This window comes from Micromonospora sp. WMMD712 (assembly GCF_029581295.1).
Taxonomy (GTDB): domain Bacteria; phylum Actinomycetota; class Actinomycetes; order Mycobacteriales; family Micromonosporaceae; genus Micromonospora; species Micromonospora carbonacea.
The window spans coordinates 4,351,349-4,368,700 of sequence record NZ_CP120743.1 but is presented as its reverse complement, the minus strand read 5'-3'; the positions used below and the strand labels follow the sequence as shown (position 1 = coordinate 4,368,700).

Sequence of the window (17,352 nt, the reverse complement as noted above, 5' to 3'; positions counted from 1 at the left end):
GCGGGACGTGAGGGCCATCGGTACGGGATGATTCCTGTCCATGAGCACCCAGTCGACGGCAGACATGGACGACGCCGGTCCCGGCGACCACCCGTCCCGGTCGGACGGCCTCGTCCGGGGGGCCTCCGAGCTGATCGGTGGCCCGCTGGGCGACCACGCGGTGGCGCTGGACCGGCCCGCCGACCGGGAGAGCCGGTTCTGGACGGCCGCCCGGATCGTGCTGGCCCTGGCCTGCCTGACCCTCGCCCTGCACTGGGTGCAGAAGTCCCCCTGCCAGGACGGCGCGTGGCAGAACAACATCCAGTACACGCGGATGTGCTACACCGACGTGCTGGCGCTCTACTACGCCGAAGGGCTCAACGAGGGCAAGGTGCCCTACCGGGACCACCCCGTCGAGTACCCGGTGCTGACCGGCTACTTCATGGGCGCCCTCGGGCTGCCGGTGCACGCCCTCGGCGTCGACAACCCGGAGATCAACCAGGGGCGGTGGGCGTACAACGCCAATGCCCTGGTGCTCAGCGCCCTCGCCGTGGCGACCGTCGCCGTCATCCTCGCCCTGCGCCGCCGACGACCCTGGGACGCCGCCCTCTTCGCGCTGGCCCCCGCCCTGTTCCTCACCGCCACCGTCAACTGGGACCTGCTCGCCATCGGGCTGGCCGCGTTCGGCTTCCTCGCCTGGGCGCGCAGCCGGCCGGCGCTGGCCGGGGTGCTGCTCGGCCTGGCCGGCGCGGCGAAGATGTGGCCGCTGTTCGTCCTCGGGCCGATCCTCGTGCTCGCGCTGCGCGCCAACCGGATCCGCGCCGGCCTCACCGCCGTCGGCACGGCGCTCGTGGCCCTCGTCGCCGTCAACCTGCCGGCGGCCGTGGCCTACCGCGACAACTGGGACCGCTTCTTCGAGCTGAACACCACCCGGCCGATCGACTGGGGCACGCTCTGGTACATCGGGCGCTACCTCGACGGCAAGGTCAACACCGGCGGCCCCGGCTCGATGGGGCCGTTCGAGTGGCTCAACGCCAACATCCCCACCCTGAACTGGCTCTCGTACGCCCTGTTCGGGCTGGCCTGCCTCGGCGTCGCGGTGCTGGCCCTGCGCGCGCCGAAGCGGCCCCGGCTGGCCCAGCTCGCCTTCCTCGTCGTCGCCGCGTTCCTCATCTTCAGCAAGGTCTGGTCGCAGCAGTTCGTCCTCTGGCTGCTGCCGCTGGTCGTCCTCGCCCGCCCCAAGTGGGGCGCGTTCATCGCCTGGCAGGTCGCCGAGATCGGCTACTTCGCCGCCTTCTACGGGGAGCTGCTCGGCTCGGCGACCAGCCGACCCGTCTTCCCCGAGGGCGTCTTCGTGCTGGCGGCGTCGCTGCGGCTGGGCACCGTCGTGCTGCTCTGCGTGCTGGTGGTGAAGGAGATCCTGCACCCCGAGCGCGACGCGGTACGCGACACCTACGCCGACGACCCCGACGGCGGGGTGCTCGACGGCGCGCCGGACGCGCCCTGGGTGGACCGGTGGCGGCGGCGACCCGCCCCCGCCGAGCCCACCACCGTGCCGGCCCCGACGGCGGCCTGACGGCCCTCGGCGCGACCCGGTCGGGGCCGAGGCCCCCGTGCCGGGCCGCGCCGCCCACGGCGGCCCGGCACGGCAGCTCGGCCCGGCCGGTCGTCAGAGGCGGAAGACCACCGCGTTGTCCACCTGCTCGCGGGTGATGCCGAGCGCGTCGACCGGGGCGTCGATCGTGGTGGCCCACGGCGTGTCGGCGATCCGGTCGCGCAGCACCACCACGTTGCGCACGCCCAGCGCGCGCAGGTAGGTCACGCTCGCCTGGTCCGGGAAGGTCTCGGTCGCCTTCCGGATCTCGGCCTGCCGCGTCGGGATGAACCCGCTGCCGCCGTTGACCACGTCCTGGAACCGACTGGTCGACCACAGCATCACCAGCTGGTCGGAGCCCTGGTCGCTGGGCAGCACCAGCAGCGGGCCGTCCACCGACCGCAGCGCCGCGGGCTGGACCGGCACCACCGGGTGCGGGGTGACGTTGAGGCCCTCGGCGATCACCAGCAGCAGCGGCAGCACGGTGGCCAGCCGCAGCCACGGCCCCGGCCACGGCGGGACCCGCTCGGCGGCCCACTCGCGCACCCGGATCGCGAAGGCGCTGACCGCCCCGGCGGCGAGCAGCCCGAGCAGCAGCGTCGTCCAGAGCATCATCCGGCCCGGCGTGCGCAGGCCGTTCCAGCCCGGCAGATACTCGAAGAGCAGCCCGTAGGTGAAGGTGCCGCCGAAGAAGCGGGTGCCCATGGCCAGGACCGCCGTGACCACCACCCCGGCGAGCAGCAGCAGCCGGTGCCGCAGCCGCCACACCGAGAAGAACAGCCCGCCCGCCGCCAGCGCGTAGAGCACGAAGCCGGGCAGCAGGGTCATCTCCGGGGAGTTCCAGGGCAACCCGGCGCGTGCCCCCTCGTGCAGCGTGCCCCAGACGCGGGACTCGGCCGGGGCGGTGAAGAAGCCCGAGAGCGGTGGCGAGTAGATGCCGACGTCGTCGAGGGTGCGGGCCGCGTTCGGGTGCAGCTCGGCGACCTTGAAGTAGGGGACGGCCAGCAGGGCGCCCACCCCCGCGAACAGCAGCGCGCCGACGACGTCGGCGACGAGCAGCCGCACCCCGAACGGCCGCCGCGCCGACCGCCGCCGGACGAACCAGGTCACGGTGGCGACGAGCGTCGCCACCGCCAGCACGTACGCGAACGGCAGCCCGATGCCGAAGCCCAGGCTGAGCTGCCAGGCCGCCACCACCCAGCCGGCGTACGCCCACCCGGCGTGCCGCCGCTCGGGGCGGTAGCCGTGGCGCAGCGACCAGCCGTGCCCCCGGGCCAGCATGGCCAGCGCCAGCGGGATGCCGCCGTTGGAGATGATGTGCAGGTGCCCCGCCTGGGCGAGCAGCCAGGGGGCGTACGCGTAGCCGACCCCGGCCACCGCCGCGCCCGCGCGCCCCGAGCCGAGCTGCCGCGCCAGCGCGTACGCCCCGAGCGTGGCGAGCGCGTGGGCCAGCACGAACATGATGTTGTAGCGGAGCAGGGCCGCCTCGGGACCCGTGCCGATCATGCCGGCCGGGGCGTAGCCGAGCAGGGTGTCGGAGAAGGCGAAGCTCCACGGCTCCGGGAAAAAGGTGTTGGAGTGCCACAGCTGCGCCGGATTGGTCAGCAGGATGTGCCCCGACCAGGCCATCTGCCAGGTCTGGAGGCTCGGGTCCCAGTAGTCCTGCGGGAGCGTGTGCAGCGGGTAGCGCAGCGTCGGCCAGGTGAGCGCGACGGCCAGCGCCAGCGAGCCCAGCACGGCCAGGGTCCACTCGTGGACGCCGAAGCGGCCCACCGCCCGCAGCCCGCGCCGCAGTCGCCCGGGCACCGGCTCCGGGGCGGGGGCGAACGCCTCCCAGCGGTCCGGCTTCCGGTCGTCCCCGGCGTCGCGGTCGCCCTGCGCGTCGTCGCCGTCCTCGGCCTCGCTGTCCTTGGTCTTACCGTCCTTGGTCTTGCCGTCCTTGGTCTCGCCGTCGGCGTCGTCCGCCTTCGCGGTGCCGACGCCCTTCATGCTGCCGTCGGCCTTCGTGGCGTCGATGTCCTTCGCGGTGCCGGCGTCCTTCGTGCCGCCGTCGGCCTTCGCGGTGCCGACGGCTGCTGTGGCGTCGGCGTCCTTTGTGGAGCTGGCGTCGTTTCCGGCCCCGTCGTCCCCGCGGGCCGCCGGGTCGCCGGGGACGGCCTCGTCCGTGACGCCGGACTGCTCGGTCGTCATGCGACCGGGCTCCCCACGGCGAGCCGGTCGCGGAGGAAGGCGATGTCCGCGCCCTGACCGTCCGCGCCACCCGGGGTCTCCACGATCGCCGGGGCGTCCGCCGCCTGGATCACGGCCACCAGCAGCTCCGGGTCGATGGTGCCGCCGTCGAGGTTGTCGTGCCTGTCCCGCCCCGAACCGAACGTGTCCTTCGAGTTGTTGGCGTGCACCAGGTCGATCCGACCGGTGATCGCCTTCACACGGTCGACCAGGTCGAGCAGCTCCTCACCCCCGGCGTGGGCGTGACAGGTGTCGAGGCAGAAGCCCACCTCGTAGTCGCCGAGCGCGTCCCAGAGCCGGGCCAGCGCGTCGAGGCGTCGGGCGCAGGCGTTGTCCCCGCCGGCGGTGTTCTCGATCAGCACCGGCAGGGCGAAGCCCCCGGCGTCCGCCGCGTACGCGAAGGTCTTGCGCCAGTTGTCGAACCCGACCGCCAGGTCGTCGCCCGCGTTGACGTGCCCACCGTGCACGATCAGGCCCTTCGCGCCGATCTCCGCCGCCGCCGTGGCGTGGCCGAGCAGCAGCTTCCGGCTCGGGATGCGGATCCGGTTGTTCAGCGTCGCCACGTTGATCACGTACGGCGCGTGGACGTAGAGGTCGACCTCGGCGGCGCGCAACCGGTCGGCGTCCTCCCTGGGTTTCGGGGCCTTCCAGCCCTGCGGATCGGAGAGGAAGAACTGCACGGCGTCGGCGGCTCGGGCGGTCGCCTCGGACAGCGGGTCGGCGGAATCGACGTGGGCTCCGATACGCATGCAGGCGAGCCTACGTCGAGGCACCGACGTGCGGGGTGGTGGCGGGGCCGGGTCGTGGTGTCCCACCGTGGGCGGCGGTCGTCACCCGGCCGGCCCGCCGGTCGTTGGTCCGGACGGGGATCGACGATTGGCCGACGCCGATCATCGGGCAAAAGCGCTGATTCTCTCCACACGTGACGAAATCGTTGTACCGTCGGATAACAACACAATGAAGCTCCGCGGGGCGTTTCGGTCCAACCTCATCGGTGTGGTCGTTCCTCCCCAGGTCCCACCCAAGGAATGCGGACGGGACGCCCCGCGGCCTCGTGACCGGGGGCCGAGGCCGACGCGCGTCGTCGGCCCGGCCCCCGGTTCCCGTACGCCTGCGGCGGGACGGCCGTGGCCGACCCGTGAACCGGCGAGGTGTGAACCGGCGAGGTGGGACCCGGCGTCGCGTGAACGACGACGCGTGGAGCGGCGACGGCGACCTGCCCGGGCATGATCGTCCGGGCCGGGTATCCTGGTCCGGTTGTCCGCGCCCGGTCGGGTTCCCCCGGTCCGGAGCGGCCACGACGCCAGACCTCCTGCCACGGAAGGACCGTGGCCGCCTAGCCCACAGGAGGTGAGCACGTCTTGCGTCATTACGAGATCATGGTGATCCTCGACCCCAGCCTCGAGGAGCGCACCGTCGCCCCGTCGCTCGACACGTACCTGAACGTGATCCGGACCGCGGGTGGCTCGGTCGAGAAGACCGACGTATGGGGCCGCCGGCGCCTCGCGTACGAGATCAACAAGAAGGCCGAGGGCATCTACGCTGTCGTCGACCTGCAGGCCACGCCTGCGGCGGTGGCCGAGCTGGATCGTCAGCTGCGGCTCAACGAGTCCGTGCTGCGCACCAAGGTCATCCGGCCGGAGATGCGCTAACAGTCCAACCCGGTTCACCACCCGGATCAGCCTCATCGAGGTTGTCGTAGGGCCCTGGGAGCCTGTACGGCGAACGATGAGTGCGCGAGGAGATGGTCATGGCAGGAGACACCACCATCACGGTCATCGGCAATCTGACCGATGACCCCGAGTTGCGTTTCACCCCCTCGGGGGCCGCGGTCGCCAAGTTCCGGGTCGCCTCGACGCCCCGGTTCATGGACAAGGCGTCCGGCGAGTGGAAGGACGGCGAGCCGCTGTTCCTCGCGTGCACGGTCTGGCGGCAGGCCGCCGAGCACGTCGCCGAGTCGTTGCAGCGCGGTGCCCGGGTGATCGTGTCGGGCCGGCTGCGTCAGCGGTCCTACGAGACCCGCGAGGGCGAGAAGCGCACCGTCATCGAGCTGGAGGTCGACGAGATCGGCCCGTCCCTGCGCTACGCCACGGCGAAGGTGCAGAAGATGTCCCGCTCCGGTGGCGGCGGCTTCGGCGGTGGCGGTGGTGGCAACCAGGGCGGCGGCGGAGGCAACTTCGACGACCCCTGGGCCTCGGCCGCGCCGGCTCCCTCGCGCGGTGGTTCGGGTGGCGGCAACTTCGACGAGGAGCCTCCGTTCTAATGGCGCCGAGCGCCCGCGACCGCAAACCAGGAGCCCGAGCAATGGCCAAGGCCGCTGCACTTCGCAAACCGAAGAAGAAGGTGAACCCGCTCGACAAGGACGGGATCACGTACATCGATTACAAGGACACCGCGCTGCTGCGCAAGTTCATCTCCGACCGCGGCAAGATCCGCGCTCGGCGGGTGACCGGCGTGACCTCGCAGCAGCAGCGGCAGATCGCCCGCGCGGTCAAGAACGCCCGCGAGATGGCGCTCCTGCCGTACACGGCCACGGCCCGCTGAGAGGAGGCACCGATATGAAGATCATCCTGACTCAGGAGGTGTCCGGCCTCGGTGCCCCGGGCGACATCGTCGAGGTCAAGAACGGCTACGGCCGTAACTACCTGCTCCCGCAGGGCTTCGCGATCGCCTGGACCAAGGGCGCGGAGAAGCAGGTCACGGTCATCAAGCGGGCCCGCTCGGCCCGCGAGATCCGCGACCTCGGCCACGCCAACGAGGTCAAGGCCCAGCTCGAGGGCCTGAAGGTCAGCCTCAAGGCCCGCGCCGGCGACGGCGGGCGGCTCTTCGGCTCGGTCACCCCGGCCGAGATCGTCGACGCCGTCAAGGCGGCCGGCGGCCCGGCCCTCGACCGTCGGCGGCTGGAGACGCCCGGACACATCAAGTCGCTCGGCGCGTACCCGGTCAGCATCAGGCTGCACCCCGAGGTGACCGCCAAGTTCGACCTCAACGTCGTCCAGGGCTGACACCCGACAGCGGCACCGGAAGGGCCCGCACCGGATCGCCGGTGCGGGCCCTTCCGCGTCCGGGTGTGGAAGCCCGCCCGGCGTGGAAGCCCCACCCGGCGACGACCGGGTTCGCGGGCGGCGACCCGCTCGGCGGCGACGCGGCGGAGAGCGCCGCGCGCCCGGCGACGGTCGGGGCGGTCAACCGATGGGCTGACCGGTCACCGCGCTGATCATCACCGTCGACAGCCCGCCGCCGACCACCGCCGCCGCCAACGCCACAGTCGCCGACCGCCACGTCGTGCCGACCCGCCGCAGCAGCAGCGCGACGACGAGGCTGCTGGCCAGCGCCAGGCCGAACCGGGGAGCCCCGTTCACCAGCGAGCCGAGGGCGTGCGACCGTGGCGAGTCGCAGCCGCCACCGCTGATGTCCGTGACGCAGCCGGCCGGCGCCTGACCGTCCAGCGTCAGCAGCCAGACGAAGACCAGCACGGCCGGGAGCAGGTAACACGCCGCGGTGTAGACCAACGGCCGGAACGGCCCGCCCGGATCCGGATCGAGCAGGTCGTCTTCGAGGCGGCGGCTCCAGGACCTGACGGGCACCGGTTCCGCGCGCCGTCGCGACGGCACACCCACCGCCCGCGCGTCGCCGACCGGCTCGCCCCTCCGCCGGCCCGGCTCCGCCCTGCGGCGTGCTGCCGAGCGCGGCCGGGGAGCGGTGTAGGGCACCACCGGCGACTGCGGCGCGGACGGCGGGGCGTCCATCCACCGGGGATCGTCGCCCGCGAGCCGGGTGCCCGACCAGAACCCCTCCACGTGCTCCGGCCAGGACCACCCCTCGGCCGGAGCGTCCCCGGACCGGGGCTCCACGGCCCGGTCCCAGCGCTGACCGTCGTCGACCCGGCCCCACTGCCCGGTCTCGGCGGTCGACCGCTCCCGTCGCCCGGTCTCCCCGATGCGGTCCCACCGGCCGATCTCACCGGTCTGGTCCCACCGGCCGACGTCCCCGGCCTCCTCCCAGCGCCCGAACTCGCCGGTGCGGTCCCACCGGCCGATCTCGCCGGTCTGGTCCCACCGGCCGAGGTCGCCGATCTCACCCGTCTGGTCCCAGCGGGCCGCACCGCCGGGTGACTCCCACCGGCTCTCGACCGCCGGACGGTCCCACGCGTGCACGCCGGAGGCGTCCCACGGGTCCACCGCCGGCTGGTAGGACGCCGCCTCGCCGGTGGTCTCCGGCGCGTCCACCGCGCCCCGCGCCCACGGATCCACGGCCTGGCGGGTGGACCAGGAGTCCGCGCCCGCCCGGCGGCTGCGGCGGGTCCGCCGCCCCCCGCCCTCGGCCGCGTCCGCGCCGGTCGCGGTGCCCACGTCCTCCAGCCCCGACCAGACCACCTGGGGACGGCGCGACGACGACCGACGGGGGCGCGCCGCCCGCGCCGCGCCCGACACCGGATCGTCCTCGTCGGCCCGCCTGCTGCCCACGTAGCCCCCGTCGCGGGAAGCGTCGTCGCGGAGAGCCTCGTCGCGCCAGCCGCCGGGCCGCTCGGGCTCCGGGGCCGCGCCGATCGCGGGCACGTCCCGCCAACCGCCGGGCCGCTCCCGCTCCGGGGCCGCCTCGATCGCGGGCACGTCCCGCCACGTCGTCTCGCTGACGCGCCGCCAACTCGTGGTCGTCTCGGTGGTGCGCCAGCCCGAGCCCGAGCGGGGGCGGGCGTCGTCCTCGTCGTCGGGAGCCGCGTGCCGACCACCACCGTCGGCCCGCTCGACACCAGAGTCCAGCGCCCACCGAGGCAGGTACGTCTCCACCGGCTCCTGCTGACCCCGGCGCGCCGCGCGGCGGCGGCTCGGGGTGCGGTAGCGCTCGACGGCCGAGCCGTGCGAGTCGGCCGGGGGCTGGTCGCCGGAGGCGTCCCACGGGAGGCTCGCCTGCCGCTCGCGCGGGCTGCCCTCCCCGCGTCCCCAGTCCCGGTGTCTCACGGCCGGAGCGTGACCCTTCTGAACCGAAAGTGCAATCCGCTGTCCAGGTGTAGCCGTTTGCAGGAGATAGTACGGGACGAAGCGCCCAGGAAGCTCACCAGAAATTTCTCCTCCACAGGGTGGGGACGGTGTCTATGCAGGTCACGGCGTTTCGGGCCGGAATTCCCCAACACTTATCCACAACCTGTGCACACCCTGCACACATGTTGTCCACCGGCGTCCACAGGTTGTCCCAAGGCTCATCCACTGGCCTGGTTGAGTCGCTGACCTCGGGTTCCGTATGGTTGCCTCTCGACCGACGGTGCGATGACCCCCCGATCGACCCGACCGGTCCGATCGGACGTCGTCGTGCCCGGCGGCGCAGCGGTAGTCAACGCCGACGCAGCGGAGGGGGGATCCCGTGTCGGTCACCGACGACATGCGGACGGAGCCACGGGGCGGCGGCCAGCCACCGGCACCCGCCCAGCGGGACGGCCAGTTCGAGAAGACCCCACCCCAGGACGTCGCCGCCGAGCAGTGCGTCCTCGGCGGCATGCTGCTCTCCAAGGACGCCATCGCCGACGTCGTCGAGATCCTGAAGTCCACCGACTTCTACCGGCCGGTGCACGCGACGATCTTCGACGCCATCCTCGACATCTACGGCCGGGGCGAGCCCGCCGACGCGATCACGGTGGCCGCCGCCCTGGCCGACTCGGGCGACCTCGCCCGCATCGGCGGCGCGCCCTACCTGCACACCCTCATCGCGACCGTCCCGACCGCCGCCAACGCCGCCTACTACGCCCGCATCGTCGGGGAGCGGGCCGTGCTCCGCCGCCTCGTCGAGGCCGGCACCAAGATCGTGCAACTGGGCTACGGCACCGGCAACAACGGCAGCCGCGACGTCGACGACATCGTCGACCTCGCCCAGCAGGCCGTCTACGAGATCACCGAGCGCCGGGTCAGCGAGGACTTCGCCATCCTGGCGGACATGCTCCAGCCGACCCTCGACGAGATCGAGGCGGTGGGCGCCCAGGGCGGCGTCATGACCGGCGTGCCGACCGGCTTCACCGACCTCGACCGGCTGCTCAACGGCCTGCACCCCGGCCAATTGATCATCGTGGCGGGCCGGCCCGGTCTGGGCAAGGCACTGGCGCTGGACACCCCGCTGCCCACCCCCGACGGCTGGACCACGATGGGCCAGGTGGCGGTCGGTGACCGGCTCCTCGCCGCTGACGGCACCCCGACCACCGTCACGGCCGCCTTCGAGGTGCGGCACGACCGCCCCTGCTACGAGGTCGAGTTCTCCGACGGCTCGGTCATCGTGGCCGACGCCGAGCACCTGTGGCGGACCACCGCCGCCCCGGAGGCGGTGACGACCGCCCGGATCGCCGCCACGCTGCACACCGACACGGCGGACCGGGAACCCCGCCATGCCGTCGGGAACTGCGCGCCGCTGCGGCTGCCCGCGCGGGATCTCGCCGTCGCGCCGTACACCCTCGGGGTGGGCGTCGGCGAGGGCAGCGCCGAGCCGCACCTCCCTCCGGACTACCTCCGCGCGTCGGAGGACCAGCGCCGCGAGCTGCTCGCGGGCCTGATGGACGCCGCCGGAACGGTGGGCCCCGACGGGACCCTCCGGTACGCCTCGACCTCCCGACGGCTGGCCGGCTGCGTCCGGGAACTCGTGGTCGGCCTCGGCTACCGGTGCACGGTCGGCGAGCAGCCGGCGCGGGAGGGCTCGCCCGTCGCGTACACCGTGGACTTCTCGACGCCCGACCCCGTCTTCCGCCTGGCGGACAAGCGGGCGGCCCACGCCGCGCGGCAGCGGACGGCCCCGGACGCCGGCGTCCGGTTCGTCGTGGACGTGCGGCCGGTGCCGAGCGTCCCGGTGCGCTGCGTGACCGTGGACAACCCGGACCACCTCTACCTGGCTGGCCGGTCCATGATCCCGACGCACAACAGCACCGCGAGCATGGACTTCGCCCGGAACGCGGCCATCCGGGCCAACCAGGCGTCGGCGATCTTCTCGCTGGAGATGAGCAAGGTCGAGATCGTCATGCGCCTGCTCTCGGCGGAGGCCCGCGTCCCGCTGCACGTGCTGCGCAGCGGCCAGCTCTCCGACGACGACTGGACCAAGCTGGCCCGTTGCATGGGTGAGATCAGCGAGGCGCCGCTCTTCGTCGACGACACGCCGAGCATGAACCTGATGGAGATCCGGGCGAAGGCGCGTCGGCTCAAGCAGAAGCACGACCTGAAGCTGATCGTCGTCGACTATCTCCAGCTCATGACGTCGCCAAAGCGCACCGAGAGCCGGCAGCAGGAGGTCGCGGACCTGTCCCGTGGCCTCAAGCTGCTGGCCAAGGAGGTCGAGTGCCCGGTGATCGCGGTGAGTCAGCTGAACCGTGGCCCGGAGCAGCGGACGGACAAGCGGCCGCAACTGTCCGATTTGCGCGAATCTGGGTCAATTGAACAGGATGCTGACGTAGTAATCCTTTTGCACCGGGACGACTACTATGACAAGGAGTCACCGCGCGCAGGCGAAGCGGACTTCATCGTCGCTAAGCACCGGAACGGGCCGACCGACTCGATCACTGTGGCCGCGCAGCTCCACCTGTCCCGCTTCGTCGACATGGCGATCGTCTGAGCCGACGGGCCGAGCCCGGCAGGACCACCCCCACCAGCGCCCGGCCGCTCAGCCGATCAGCGGGAACCAGCCGGCGGCCTCGCCCAGCTCCCACCGGTCCCGGTCGGTCAGCGGCACCCGGCCGGTGGCCCTGAGCAGGAAGTCCCGGTCGTCCCAGCCTGCCGGCCGGACGGCGTCGTCGCTGAGCAGCCCGCAGAGGCTCGCCACCGCGACCCGGGCGGGCAGCGCGGCCGGCGGCGGGGCGTCGGGCAGGTCGACGATCAGGTCGAGGTGGTGCACGACCGCCTCGGTGGTGAGCGTGGCCAGCAGGTCCGGCACCCGCAGCACGTGGCCCTGCGTGGTGACGAAGCCGTCCGGGTCGGCCGCGGCGGCGGCGCGGACGGCGGCCGGCGCCGTGTCGGCCCAGACCCGGAACACCCCGCTCGGGCGCTCGAAGGCGGCGACCGAGCGCCGGACCCACCCGGCGTGCCGGTCACTGCTGTCACCGCTGTCGCCGTCGTCGCGGGCCGCCCGCCGGCCGGTGCCCGTCCCCGTGGCGTCGGGCGGGGCGGCGAAGCCCCGCCAGTAGGAGACGTCGTCGCGGTCGGCCGGCCCGTCGGCGGGGCTGGCGAGCGCGACCAGCGCCCGCTGCGCGTCGCAGAGCACGTGGAACAGCAGGTCGGCGACGCGCCAGCCCCGACACCGGGTGGGCCGTCGCAGGCCGGCGTCGTCGAGCGGGGCCACGACGTCGGTGAGCCCCGCGTACGCCTGGGCCAGCGCCTCGGGCTGCGAAACGGCTGTCATGGACGCAGCCTCGCACGCCGGACGCGCCCGGGCATGTCGGCGACGTGGGGTGGTCACCCGGACCGGGCCTGCCCCACGTCGCCGACCTGGCGACCGCCGAACGGATCAGTCAGTCGAAGAGCTCGCCGAGGAAACCGCCGTGGTGCTTCTTGCGGCGGTAGTGGCCGTGGTAGCCGTAGTGCGGTTGGGCGTGCCCGCCGTACGCGGGGGCGGGCGGCGGGTAGCCGTGCGTGGGCGGCGGGGGCGGGGGCACCGCGCCGTAGCCCGGCTGCTGCGGCTGGTGCGCGGGTGGCGGAGGCGGCGGGTAGGCGCCGGGCGCCTGGGCCGGCCGGGCCGGGTTCGGGGCGCCCGCCGACTGCTGCCGGTTCCAGTTCGCCTCGGCCTCGAACAGTTTCTCCAGTTCGCCGCGGTCGAGGAAGATCCCCCGACACTCGCCGCACTGGTCGATGACGACTCCGCTGCGCTCGTACTGGCGCATGTCTCCGTGACACTTGGGACAGGTGAGCTGCATTACCCGAAGGTACCCGGTGAAGTCACCCGATTGCCGCGAGCGCGTCGGTCACCTCGTCGTCGGACACCTCGTGGAAGTCGAAGTAGTAGGCGCCGACCGCGCCGAAGTCGGCGGGCCGCTCGGCGCAGACGACCTCGTCGGCCTCGGCGGCGAGCATCTCGTACGCCTGCTGCGAGCCGACGGGCACCGCGACGACCACCCGGCGGGCCCCGAGGCGCCGGGCCACCTGGACGGCGGCGCGGGCGGTGGCTCCGGTGGCGAGGCCGTCGTCGACGACGACGGCGGTCCGGCCGGTCAGGTCGAGCGGGGGCCGTCCGGCCCGGTAACGGTGTTCGCGGCGGTCCAGTTCCGCCTGCTCACGCCGCTGCACCTCGGCGACCTCCGCGGCGTCGAGCCGGGCGGCCACCGTCTCGTTGAGCACCCGCACGCCGTGCGGGCCGAGCGCGCCGAAGGCGACCTCGGGGGCCAGGGGCAGGCCGAGCTTGCGGACCACCAGCACGTCGAGGGGGACGCCGAGCCGCCCGGCGACGACCCGGGCCACGGGCACGCCGCCCCGGACGAGCGCGAGCACGGTGACGTCGGAGCGCCCGACGAGGCCGGCGAGCCGGTCGGCGAGGACCCGGCCGGCGTCTTCCCGGTCGCGGAAGGTCGTCGTCATGTCTCAGGTGTACGCCGTGCCGGTCGACCGCGCCGGCCGTCGGGGGCGAAGCCCCCCGGTCAGGGGGCGGCGGGGGCCGGTGCGGGGCGGGTCAGGGCGGGTGCCCAGGCCAGCAGGGCGACCGGGTAGAGCAGGTAGCCGAAGCGGGTGGTGGGCATCAGCAGGATCGCCGCGAGCAGCCCGTACCCGCAGATCAGGGCGGCGGCGGTGGCCGTGCGGGGCGGGCGGCGCAGGAGCCGGACGGCGATGGCGGCCCCGGCGGCGACGAGCAGCGCGGCGGCGACGACCCGGCCGCCGGGCAGGGTGGTGGCGATCAGGTGACCCGGGAACGGGGACTGCGCCGGGCTGGTGACCAGGCCGTGCCCGAGCGGGAAGCGCAGCAGGTTCTCGACCAGCGCGTCGCGGTCGACGAGCAGGGCGGGCAGCAGGGCGAGCGCCGGCAGGCCGAGCGCGCCGGCGGCGAGCCGCCCGGCGCGGCGGTGGGTGGCGGCCCAGGCGATCAGCACGAGGGCGACCGGCCAGGCGAAGAGCTTCAGCGCGCCCGCCGCGCCGACGGCGAGGCCGGCGCGGCCCGGCCGGCCGGTGGCGGCGAGGGCGAGGGCCAGCAGGCAGGCGGCGAGCACCGGCAGGTCGTCGCCGCCGGTGGCGAGGGTGAGGGCGCAGACCGGCAGCACGGTCGCCGCCTGGATCCCGCGCAGCACGGCCGCCGCCCGGTCGCCGCCGCCGGCCGGGTCCCCGGCGGCGGTCGGGGTGTCGGCGGCGGTCGGGGCTCCGGCGCGCAGGACGCGCACCGCGAGGGCGAGGAGCAGCGCGGTGGCGACCGCGAACCAGACGCGGGCGTCGGTCCACCAGCCGTCCGCGACGGCGCGCGGCAGCCCGAACAGGGCCATGCCCGGCTGGTACGGGGTGTAGCCGAGCAGCCGCTCGTCGGCGGGAAGCGCGGCGATCGCGTCGTGCCCGAGGTAGGGCGTGCCGGTCTCGGCGAGGCGGTTGCCGCTGTGCTCGACGACGACCACCTCCTCCTGCGCCCGGTCGGTGCGGCCGGCGGCCCGCTGCACGCTCTGCGCCAGCAGCGGCAGCAGCGTGGTGGTGGCCCAGGCCAGCCCGGTGACCGCCCAGCGGGCCGGCAGGCCGGCGAGCGGCGCGGCGGCGTCCCGGCGGCGGGCGGCGAGTTGGCCGGCGACGGCGAGCGCGGCGGCCAGGTAGCCGAACGCGGCGATGCTCCCCCAGGCGCGGTGCGGCGGCAGGGTGGAGGTGGCGGCGGTGACGGCCGCGAACGCGGCGGAGGCAGCGTAGAGGCCGAGGTCGAGGGCGAGGCCGCCGGCGGCCCGGTCGACCCTGCGCCAGCGTGCGGGGGCACGGGCGGCCCGGTCGGCGGCGGCGGTCACGCGGGCAAGTGTGGCAGACGCTCTCCCCGGCTGCGTCCGCCCTGCCGCCGCCCGGCGGGGAGCCGGACCACGGTGCCCGCGTCGTGCAGCGGCGGGGCGAGGGTGCCGGTGCGGCCGCCGAAGCCGCGGTGCAGGGTGGACAGGAGGGTGCCGGCCGGCACCGGCCGGCCGAAGAGGTGGCCCTGCCCGGCGGTGCAGCCCAGCTCCCAGAGGGCGCGGCGCTGCGGTTCGCTCTCCACCCCCTCGGCGACGACGGTGAGCCCGAGGCTGCGACCGAGGTCGAGGGTGGACCGGATGACGGCGGCGGCCTCGGCGGACCCCTCCATGGCCGACACGAAGCTGCGGTCGATCTTGAGCTCGTGGACGGGGATGCGGGAGAGCAGGGACAGCGATGAGTAGCCGGTGCCGAAGTCGTCGAGGGCCAGCCGGACGCCCTCGTCGCGCAGCCGGCTGAGCACCCGGTCGACCACGTCGAGCTGGCTGAGGGTCAGCGTCTCGGTCAGTTCCAGGACCAGCCGGTCCGGCGGCAGGTCGTGGGCGCGCAGCCGGGCCAGCACGGAGCTGGGGAAGCGGGCGTCGAGGAGGCTGCGCGGCGACACGTTGACCGCCACGGGCAGGTCGAAGCCGGCGTCGCGCCAGCCGTTGGCGGCGATGAGCGCCTGGTCGAGGATCGCCTCGGCGAACGCGGGGAGCAGGCCGGAGCGCTCGACGGCCTCCAGGAAGCGCAGCGGGTCGATCACGCCGTGCACCGGGTGGTGCCAGCGCGCCAGCGCCTCCGCGCTGGTCACCTCGCCGGTGCCGAGGTCGACGATGGGCTGGAAGTTGACGGTGAACTCCTGGTCGGCGACGGCCCGGGGCAGCTCACCGCCGAGGGTGAGCCGGCCGAGGTCGGCGGTGTCCCGGGTCGACGCGTAGGTGGCGATGCGCTGGCCGGCGCGCTTCGCCTGGTACATCGCGACGTCGGCGCGGCGCAGCAGCTCGGGCATGCCGCCGCTGGCCGGGGCGATGGCGATGCCGCCGCTGGCCTCCACGCTGATCCGCATGCCGTCGAGGTCGAGGGGCTCGTGCAGCGCGGCGAGCAGGGCCTCGGTGCGGTGTGCGGCCACCGCCGGGGCAGGCAGGCCGCGCAGGAGCACGGCGAACTCGTCGCCGCCGAGGCGGGCCACCAGGTCGCCGCCCTGGGCGGCGCCGCGCAGCCGGTCGGCGACCTGGAGGAGCACCTGGTCGCCGGCGGCGTGGCCGAGGGTGTCGTTGACCTCCTTGAAGTGGTTGAGGTCGATCAGCACGAGCGCGGTCACCCCGTCGGCGTGCCGGGCGTTGAGCTGCTCGCTGCCCTGGTCCAGCAGGTGCCGCCGGTTGGCCAGGCCGGTGAGGGTGTCGTGGGTCGCCGCGTACGCGTGCTCGTTGGCGACGCGGGCCAGCTCGGCGTACGCCTGGGCGTTGCGGACGGCGGTGCACAGCGCCGAGGTGAAGGTGCGCAGGGTGTACTGCTCGCGTTCGGAGAACCGGACGGGGCCCCGGAACCGCAGGCGGAGGGTGCCGACGTCGACGGTGCGGTCGTGCCCCTCAAGGCGGGCGGAGATCACCGAACCCTCGGTCGGGCCGCCGGGACCGGTCGGCCCGTCGTAGGTGAGGGTGCCGGCGGAGCCGCGGACCGTCCGGCCCGTCCCGCGCAGGGAGATCTCGACCTCGTCGGCGGAGAACAGCTCGGCGGCCTGGGTGACGGCGGTGGTGAGGACCTTGTCGAGGTCGACGACGTTGAGCGCGTCGGTGGTGCGGGCCAGCCGTTGCCACGCCTGCTGCTCGGTGCGGGTGCGGACCCGGTTGGAGTAGAGCAGGTGCAGGCTCAGCACCAGGGGCGGGACGGCGAGGAGCAGGCGGCTGTCGGCCCGGAGGATGAAGACGGTGCCGACGATCACCAGGAGCCGGGCGGCGGCGGTGGCGGCCCGCAGGCCCCAGTCCTCCCGGAACAGGTCGCGCAGCCGCTCGCCGGTCGCCATCGCGATGACCGGGAGGGTGACCAGCTCGTCGAGGACCACGGCCGCCAGGTAGGCGACGGAGAGCGGCAGGACGAGGTGGACGAGCAGGTCGTCGCCGGTGCGCCAGCCGGCGGCGTGCAGGACCGTCCCCGCGACGGCGGCGACGAGCGTGTTCTTGCCGATGCCGAACAGCGTCTTGAGCGTGGTCTTCCGGTCCAGCCAGGTGGTGATCGCGATGCCGAGGGCGGTGGCGAGGACCACCACGGGGGTGGGGGCGACGGCGAGGCCGATGAGGATGGCGGTCTCGGTCCAGGCGATGTCGTGGTTGGTGGCTCTGATCCGGACCCGGACCTTCACCGTGACGCCGATGGCGACCAGCGAGACGAGCGCCGCCCAGAGCGCCAGGTTACCGGGGTCGCCCCCCGCCAGGAGCTGGTTCGTGGAGACGACGAGGGCGGCGGACGCGCAAACGACGACGAGACCGACTAGCGACTGGAGTCGCCGATCGGTCTCGGTCCGTCGATTCGTCGGAGCGGCCACCCATCGTCCTCGCGTTGTCACCGATGGCTATGCGTTCCTCAGGGTACTGGCCTTTATCCGCTCCGAGAAGTGCCCTCAACTCCACTCGTGCGACTTCATCACAGCCCCCA

The 17,352-nt window shown here is 74.0% G+C and carries 14 protein-coding genes; 6 read left to right on the top strand and 8 right to left on the bottom strand.

Features of this window, described 5'->3' with window-relative positions:
• Window positions 1-40: 40 nt before the first annotated feature.
• Window positions 41-1,555: a glycosyltransferase 87 family protein gene (locus O7633_RS18860; RefSeq protein WP_278130422.1), complete on the top strand. Its 1,515-nt coding sequence runs from the start codon at window positions 41-43 to the stop codon at window positions 1,553-1,555.
• A 93-nt stretch (window positions 1,556-1,648) separates the two neighbouring features.
• Here O7633_RS18860 and O7633_RS18855 read toward each other — a convergent pair whose 3' ends face one another.
• Window positions 1,649-3,763 carry a hypothetical protein gene (locus tag O7633_RS18855; RefSeq protein WP_282323370.1) on the bottom strand — a complete coding sequence of 705 codons (2,115 nt, stop codon included), beginning with the start codon at window positions 3,761-3,763 and terminating at the stop codon, window positions 1,649-1,651.
• Window positions 3,760-4,551 (bottom strand): deoxyribonuclease IV, encoded by a 792-nt coding sequence (locus O7633_RS18850; RefSeq protein WP_278130418.1) that lies wholly within the window; start codon window positions 4,549-4,551, stop codon window positions 3,760-3,762. The genes O7633_RS18855 and O7633_RS18850 overlap by 4 nt, the downstream gene beginning before the upstream one ends.
• A gap of 612 nt (window positions 4,552-5,163) precedes the next feature.
• Between O7633_RS18850 and rpsF the strand changes: the two genes are divergently transcribed.
• The 4 genes from rpsF (at window position 5,164) to rplI (ending at window position 6,807) form a co-directional block, all read left to right on the top strand.
• Window positions 5,164-5,454: a 30S ribosomal protein S6 gene (gene rpsF, locus O7633_RS18845; RefSeq protein WP_007073791.1), complete on the top strand. Its 291-nt coding sequence runs from the start codon at window positions 5,164-5,166 to the stop codon at window positions 5,452-5,454.
• Window positions 5,455-5,534: 80 nt separating this feature from the next.
• The gene (locus O7633_RS18840; RefSeq protein WP_176734099.1) at window positions 5,535-6,065 is read left to right on the top strand and encodes a single-stranded DNA-binding protein; all 531 of its coding nucleotides are present in this window, start codon (window positions 5,535-5,537) and stop codon (window positions 6,063-6,065) included.
• A 41-nt stretch (window positions 6,066-6,106) separates the two neighbouring features.
• Complete coding sequence (gene rpsR, locus O7633_RS18835; protein ID WP_007073789.1) at window positions 6,107-6,346, top strand: 30S ribosomal protein S18; 240 nt, start codon at window positions 6,107-6,109, stop codon at window positions 6,344-6,346.
• A gap of 14 nt (window positions 6,347-6,360) precedes the next feature.
• Window positions 6,361-6,807 carry a 50S ribosomal protein L9 gene (rplI, locus tag O7633_RS18830; RefSeq protein WP_007073788.1) on the top strand — a complete coding sequence of 149 codons (447 nt, stop codon included), beginning with the start codon at window positions 6,361-6,363 and terminating at the stop codon, window positions 6,805-6,807.
• 180 nt (window positions 6,808-6,987) lie between these two features.
• On the opposite strand, the gene O7633_RS18825 is transcribed toward rplI, so the two are convergent.
• Window positions 6,988-8,763, bottom strand: a complete 1,776-nt coding sequence (locus O7633_RS18825; protein ID WP_282323369.1) for a hypothetical protein — start codon at window positions 8,761-8,763, stop codon at window positions 6,988-6,990.
• Between the two features lie 400 nt (window positions 8,764-9,163).
• On the opposite strand from O7633_RS18825, the gene dnaB reads away from it, so the two are divergent.
• Entirely contained in the window at window positions 9,164-11,383 is a 2,220-nt protein-coding gene (gene dnaB / locus O7633_RS18820) for a replicative DNA helicase (protein ID WP_282323368.1), read from the top strand.
• Between the two features lie 48 nt (window positions 11,384-11,431).
• On the opposite strand, the gene O7633_RS18815 is transcribed toward dnaB, so the two are convergent.
• From O7633_RS18815 to O7633_RS18795, 5 genes are all read right to left on the bottom strand, one after another.
• Window positions 11,432-12,166, bottom strand: coding sequence for a maleylpyruvate isomerase N-terminal domain-containing protein (locus O7633_RS18815; RefSeq protein WP_282323367.1), 735 nt, complete (start codon window positions 12,164-12,166; stop codon window positions 11,432-11,434).
• Window positions 12,167-12,275: 109 nt separating this feature from the next.
• Window positions 12,276-12,677 (bottom strand): zf-TFIIB domain-containing protein, encoded by a 402-nt coding sequence (locus tag O7633_RS18810; protein ID WP_282323366.1) that lies wholly within the window; start codon window positions 12,675-12,677, stop codon window positions 12,276-12,278.
• Between the two features lie 22 nt (window positions 12,678-12,699).
• Window positions 12,700-13,335, bottom strand: coding sequence for a phosphoribosyltransferase family protein (locus O7633_RS18805; protein WP_282323365.1), 636 nt, complete (start codon window positions 13,333-13,335; stop codon window positions 12,700-12,702).
• Between the two features lie 59 nt (window positions 13,336-13,394).
• Window positions 13,395-14,723, bottom strand: coding sequence for a glycosyltransferase 87 family protein (locus tag O7633_RS18800; protein ID WP_282323364.1), 1,329 nt, complete (start codon window positions 14,721-14,723; stop codon window positions 13,395-13,397).
• Window positions 14,720-17,242 carry a bifunctional diguanylate cyclase/phosphodiesterase gene (locus tag O7633_RS18795; protein ID WP_282323363.1) on the bottom strand — a complete coding sequence of 841 codons (2,523 nt, stop codon included), beginning with the start codon at window positions 17,240-17,242 and terminating at the stop codon, window positions 14,720-14,722. Before O7633_RS18795 ends, O7633_RS18800 begins: the two co-directional genes overlap by 4 nt.
• Window positions 17,243-17,352: the final 110 nt, after the last annotated feature.

Bases quoted from the DNA above. Each gene is read 5' to 3' on its own strand.
- O7633_RS18860 (WP_278130422.1), top strand. From the start codon at position 41: ATGAGCACCCAGTCGACGGCAGACATGGACGACGCCGGTCCCGGCGAC.
- O7633_RS18850 (WP_278130418.1), bottom strand. From the start codon at position 4,551: ATGCGTATCGGAGCCCACGTCGATTCCGCCGACCCGCTGTCCGAGGCG.
- O7633_RS18855 (WP_282323370.1), bottom strand. From the start codon at position 3,763: ATGACGACCGAGCAGTCCGGCGTCACGGACGAGGCCGTCCCCGGCGAC.
- O7633_RS18810 (WP_282323366.1), bottom strand. From the start codon at position 12,677: ATGCAGCTCACCTGTCCCAAGTGTCACGGAGACATGCGCCAGTACGAG.
- O7633_RS18815 (WP_282323367.1), bottom strand. From the start codon at position 12,166: ATGACAGCCGTTTCGCAGCCCGAGGCGCTGGCCCAGGCGTACGCGGGG.
- O7633_RS18805 (WP_282323365.1), bottom strand. From the start codon at position 13,335: ATGACGACGACCTTCCGCGACCGGGAAGACGCCGGCCGGGTCCTCGCC.
- rplI (WP_007073788.1), top strand. From the start codon at position 6,361: ATGAAGATCATCCTGACTCAGGAGGTGTCCGGCCTCGGTGCCCCGGGC.
- rpsR (WP_007073789.1), top strand. From the start codon at position 6,107: ATGGCCAAGGCCGCTGCACTTCGCAAACCGAAGAAGAAGGTGAACCCG.